This is a genomic window from Mesorhizobium sp. M7A.F.Ca.MR.148.00.0.0, assembly GCF_003997735.1.
GTDB lineage: Bacteria > Pseudomonadota > Alphaproteobacteria > Rhizobiales > Rhizobiaceae > Mesorhizobium.
The window spans coordinates 5223-9468 of sequence record NZ_RZTB01000157.1; the positions used below are offsets into that span (position 1 = coordinate 5223).

The window sequence follows — 4246 nt, forward strand, 5'->3', positions numbered from 1 at the left end:
GCGAGACGACGCACACTGGGCCGCCGGCATGATGGCGGCCGCGGCCGGCATCAGCGCCAGCGCGGTGCGCCGCATCTGGAAGGCGCACGGGCTGCAGCCCAACCGCTGGCGCCAGTTCAAGCTCTCCAACGGTCCGCAGTTCGTCGACAAATTGCGCAACGTCGTCGGCCTCTATGTTGATCCGCCGGCTCACGCCATTGTGCTGTCGGTCGACGAAAACCCCGCATATGAGAGCATGATCGACCGCCGTCTCAGGGCCTACCGTCTCCCCGTGCTGTCCAATAAATGAACAAGGGCGAACCTGTGGCAAAGACATGGGTGCGCGGAACTTCATCATTACATTTGCCATCGCCGCAACAGTGGCCTGTCCGGCCCATCCCGTTGATCAGAGCGTGAATCACCCACTTACCACCCTCAAAGCAGCTGATTTTATGCAGGACTGGGGAAAAAACGCCGATCTTCTGCGTATGCAGCGGAGAATCAGAGCAGATCGCTCATTCGACGCTGCTAGATTCATCCACACGGGTTTGACGCCGCTAGATGCGGGCTGCCAATTCGAAGGAATTCGCTTCTATGAACAAGGAGATCGCCGCTATGAACAAGAAATTCTCGCCTTCGAACGATGCGAGCATCGCAATTTTCGAGCGTCTCGAGTCTGAGGTGCGTGGCTACATCCGTTCATTTCCGATCCTCTTCGATCGCGCGGTTGGAACTACCCTCATTGGTGCAGACGGTCGTGAGTATCTCGATTTTTTCGCCGGGGCAGGCGCCCTTAATTACGGCCATAATAACCCCGCCTTCAAGAAGGCGTTGCTGGCTTACATCGAGCGCGACGGCATCGTGCATGGGCTTGACCTTGCCACGAGTGCCAAGAAGGCATTTATCGAAGCCTTTGAGCAATACATCCTGAAGCCGCGTGGTCTGAATTATAAGCTGCAGTTTACTGGTCCCACAGGTACAAACGCAGTCGAGGCAGCGCTGAAGCTGGCGCGCCTAGTAACCGGCAGAGCGAATATCGTCGCATTTACCAATGCGTTCCATGGCGTTAGCGCCGGATCGTTGGCTGCGACTGGAAACAAGAAGTACCGCAGTGCTGCAGGCTACCCCGTCTCGCATGTGGCATTTTTGCCCTATGATGGTTATCTCGGCGCTTCCGTTGACACACTCGATTACTTTGAAAAGCTACTGAACGATCCGAGCAGCGGTCTGGACAAACCTGCCGCGGTGATTCTGGAAGCAGTTCAAGGGGAAGGGGGCATCAATCCTGCAAGCTTTAAATGGCTGCATAGGCTGCGTGACCTCACCGCAAAGCATGGGATCCTGATGATTCTGGATGATATCCAGGCAGGTGTCGGCCGCACGGGACAATTCTTCAGTTTTGAAGCTGCTAAGATCGTGCCTGACATTGTCACTCTGTCAAAGTCGTTGTCGGCAATCGGAACGCCGATGTCGCTCGTTCTTCTGAAGCCTGAACTGGATATTTGGTCTCCTGGTGCGCACAGCGGCACGTTCAGAGGCAATAACCTTGCTTTCGTGACTGCTCGCGTGGCTCTTGAGACCTATTGGGCTGATACGAAATTTGAGGAGGAAATCGCTCGCAAGTCCGCGATCCTGGCGGAGGAACTCAAGTCAATCGCAGAAAACTTCCCCAGCCTTGGCCTGACCTTACGGGGCCGCGGATTGATGTACGGTCTTGTATCGCAAAAGCACCGTTCATTGGCGGTCCAAATCGCGGGGGAAGCTCTTCGTCGCGGCTTGGTGATCGAGACCTGTGGCGGGCGGAGCGAGGTGCTCAAGTTCCTTGTTGCTCTTACCATTACCGAGGCTGACCTGCGCCGTGGTTTGTCAATCGTTCGCGAGAGCATTGGCGCTGTGCAGGCCAGTATGGAGAAAAATCCAGTTCAAACGGCCGTCGACCTCGAGGTTGATGCATAGCAACTGCGTCCTGTTGGTGGACACAGCTGATTTTTTGGAAGGTCAAGCTAGCCTAGACGTCATGTTCCAGGGCTGAGATCGGTGGCCCGCCCTTTCGTTCGATTAAGAGACGAGGGTTGCTCGGATGGGCCGAGCCGATCCTCGCGCACGGAGGGCGAGCCATGGGAGAGTGTAGCGAAGCGTTTGTCGCGTTTGATGTAGCCAAGAAGAAGCACGCGGTGGCGATCGCGGAGGGCGGCCGCACCGGCGAGGTCCGGTTTGTCGGCGAGGTCGAAAATAGTCCTGCAGCGATAGAGCGGACGATCAAGAAGCTGGGACAGAAGTATGATCGACTGCACGTCTGCTTCGAGGCCGTGCCGACGGGTTACGGGTTGTGCCGGCAGGTTCGCGATCTTGGTCAGGACTGCATGGTGGTTGCGCCGGCCCTGATCCCGAAGGGGTCGGGCGAGCGGATCAAGACGAACCGACGGGACGCGGTCACGCTGGCGAGGCTGCATCGGGCGGGCGAGCTGACTGGGGTGTGGGTGCCGGACGTCCTCCATGAGGCTGTCCGCGATGCTCGGGAAACTGCAGGCGACGATCTGCGCCGTAAACGCCAGCAACTGCTCTCCTTCCTTCTGCGCATGGCCGGGTCTACGAGGGCGGCGGTCATTGAACATTGGCGCACCGTCGCTGGCTTGCCCGCCAGAGCTTCGCGCATATGGCGCAGCAGAGTAAGCGCTGTCCCGGCGGCACCTTTCGCGCGTGGATGTAAGGGACGATGTTCGAGGCCTTTGAGGGCTTCGACATATGACGATTTCAGAGTTTACGCTTAAGTCCAAGGACGAGGAGCCGGTCCGTCGGCTGGAAATCTTCACTGGTTCGGGTCGGCGGCGTGAGTGGCCGCCGGAGGAGAAGGCCCGGATAGTGGCGGAGAGCTACGAGGCGGACGAGACGGTTTGTGCTGTGGCACGCCGGTATGGACTTTCCCGGCAGCAATTGTTCACCTGGCGCCGGGCTGCTCGCCGGCCGATGGGGGAGGCAGCGGTATCGGAGTCCATGTTCGTGCCGGCGGTGGTGACGGCAGCGCTTCCGAAGCACGCGGCGAAGCATCGGCCACAGCCAAGGAAGCGGGAGCCGGCTCGAGACGCTGGTGTGATCGAGCTTGAGATCGACGGCATCGCAATGCGGGTAGGTCGTGGGGCGGATTCGAAGACGGTTGCAGCTGTGATCCGTGCGCTGAGGGCAACGTCGTGATCGGGCCAACGGGAGCGGTCAAGGTCATGGTGGTGACGAAGCCCGTCGACTTCCGCAAGGGAGCGGAAGGTCTGGCAGCGCTCGTGCGCGAGGCGATGGGCGCGGATCCGTTCTTATGCGTCGGGCGAGATTATGTGGCGGAGCCGCCCTGACCGCTTTCGGGCCGGCCAAACCCAGCTTGCCTCCGCCACATAACATTCAGATGGAGTTCAGCAGTTGCAGAACGGAGTCATTCGGTCGGAATCGCGCGCCGTGATCGCCGTTGACGCCGCATCATCTCGACATCCGCTGCGGCATAGCGGTGGGTCGTGGCGACCTGTGCGTGCCCGAGCCAGGCTTGGATCGTCAAAAGGTCCACGCCAGACTGGAGAAGCTTCATGGCGAGGGAGTGCCGGAAGATGTGCGGCGATATGGGCTTGTCGGCCAAGGCTGGCCTGATAGGCACGGCCTCGGCCGCCGCACGCCGCACGATATGGGTCGCTCCAAGCGAGTCAGGCGCTCGTTGCGGGCGCCGACGAATATCGGTCGCGGCTCGTGATGGGTGATCCCGCGCTCGCCCAACAAGGTCGTCAGCGCTCGCGCCAGGTCCTTAGGAATGGGCACGACGCGGTCTCTGCGCCCCTTGCCGCGCAGCAGCACTTGCGGGTGAGAGCGCTCCAACTGAAGGTCATTTGCGTTGACGCCGGTGGCTTCCGAGACCCGGGCGCCGGTCCGTGCCAGGAAGAGCAGAAAGGCTCGGTCGCGCCGACCACGAGGCGTCTTTGGATCGGGCGCCGCGATGAGGGTATCCACTTCGGCCTTGGTGAGATGGTGCGTTACCTCGGTGTGTGCCCGTTTAATGGGAATCGACAGCACGCGTTGGGCCACACCGAAGGACGCCGGGTCGGCGGCAGCGACGTGGTGGAAAAAAGACCGGATCGCGGCCAAGCGGGCGTTGCGCGTGGCGACGCAATTGTTCCGCTTCTCCTCGAGTTCGTCGAGAAAAGCGAGAACGAGGTCTCGATCGAGATCTTCGAGCGCCAACGCCGCCGGCTTCTTATGCAACCGGTCGGCGGCAAAGAGGATCAGCATGCGC

Annotated in this window: 6 protein-coding genes and 2 pseudogenes (1 of these 8 running past the window's edge); 6 read left to right on the forward strand and 2 right to left on the reverse strand. The window is 60.3% G+C overall.

The window, feature by feature from the left end; genetic code table 11:
- The 6 genes and pseudogenes from EOB49_RS30855 to tnpB all read left to right on the forward strand — a co-directional run.
- A pseudogene (locus EOB49_RS30855) lies at positions 1-217 on the forward strand (helix-turn-helix domain-containing protein); its annotated part reaches 307 nt to the left of the window's first position; the annotation flags it as partial.
- A 97-nt stretch (positions 218-314) separates the two neighbouring features.
- Positions 315-659 (forward strand): hypothetical protein, encoded by a 345-nt coding sequence (locus EOB49_RS30860; RefSeq protein WP_127383204.1) that lies wholly within the window; start codon positions 315-317, stop codon positions 657-659.
- On the forward strand, positions 595-1935 hold the full coding sequence (ectB, locus tag EOB49_RS30865; protein WP_164781868.1) for a diaminobutyrate--2-oxoglutarate transaminase: 1341 nt from the start codon (positions 595-597) through the stop codon (positions 1933-1935). Before EOB49_RS30860 ends, ectB begins: the two co-directional genes overlap by 65 nt.
- A 161-nt stretch (positions 1936-2096) precedes the next feature.
- A complete protein-coding gene (locus tag EOB49_RS30870) occupies positions 2097-2750 on the forward strand; it encodes a transposase (protein ID WP_245472899.1) in 654 nt (217 codons plus the stop codon).
- Positions 2725-3171 carry a transposase gene (locus EOB49_RS30875; RefSeq protein ID WP_127383206.1) on the forward strand — a complete coding sequence of 149 codons (447 nt, stop codon included), beginning with the start codon at positions 2725-2727 and terminating at the stop codon, positions 3169-3171. The genes EOB49_RS30870 and EOB49_RS30875 overlap by 26 nt, the downstream gene beginning before the upstream one ends.
- Positions 3168-3284: pseudogene (gene tnpB, locus EOB49_RS30880) on the forward strand (IS66 family insertion sequence element accessory protein TnpB); the annotation flags it as partial. The gene EOB49_RS30875 and the pseudogene tnpB, both read left to right, overlap by 4 nt.
- 116 nt (positions 3285-3400) lie before the next feature.
- Here the strand turns inward: tnpB and EOB49_RS38705 are convergent.
- Positions 3401-3640, reverse strand: coding sequence for a tyrosine-type recombinase/integrase (locus EOB49_RS38705; RefSeq protein WP_346016482.1), 240 nt, complete (start codon positions 3638-3640; stop codon positions 3401-3403).
- Positions 3547-4246: tyrosine-type recombinase/integrase (locus EOB49_RS30885; protein ID WP_281060583.1), on the reverse strand; the 700-nt coding region annotated here is incomplete at its 5' end. The genes EOB49_RS30885 and EOB49_RS38705, both read right to left, overlap by 94 nt.

Coding starts and splice junctions, on each gene's coding strand:
- EOB49_RS30860 (WP_127383204.1), top strand. CDS start 315: ATGGGTGCGCGGAACTTCATCATTACATTTGCCATCGCCGCAACAGTG.
- ectB (WP_164781868.1), top strand. CDS start 595: ATGAACAAGAAATTCTCGCCTTCGAACGATGCGAGCATCGCAATTTTC.
- EOB49_RS30870 (WP_245472899.1), top strand. CDS start 2,097: ATGGGAGAGTGTAGCGAAGCGTTTGTCGCGTTTGATGTAGCCAAGAAG.
- EOB49_RS30875 (WP_127383206.1), top strand. CDS start 2,725: ATGACGATTTCAGAGTTTACGCTTAAGTCCAAGGACGAGGAGCCGGTC.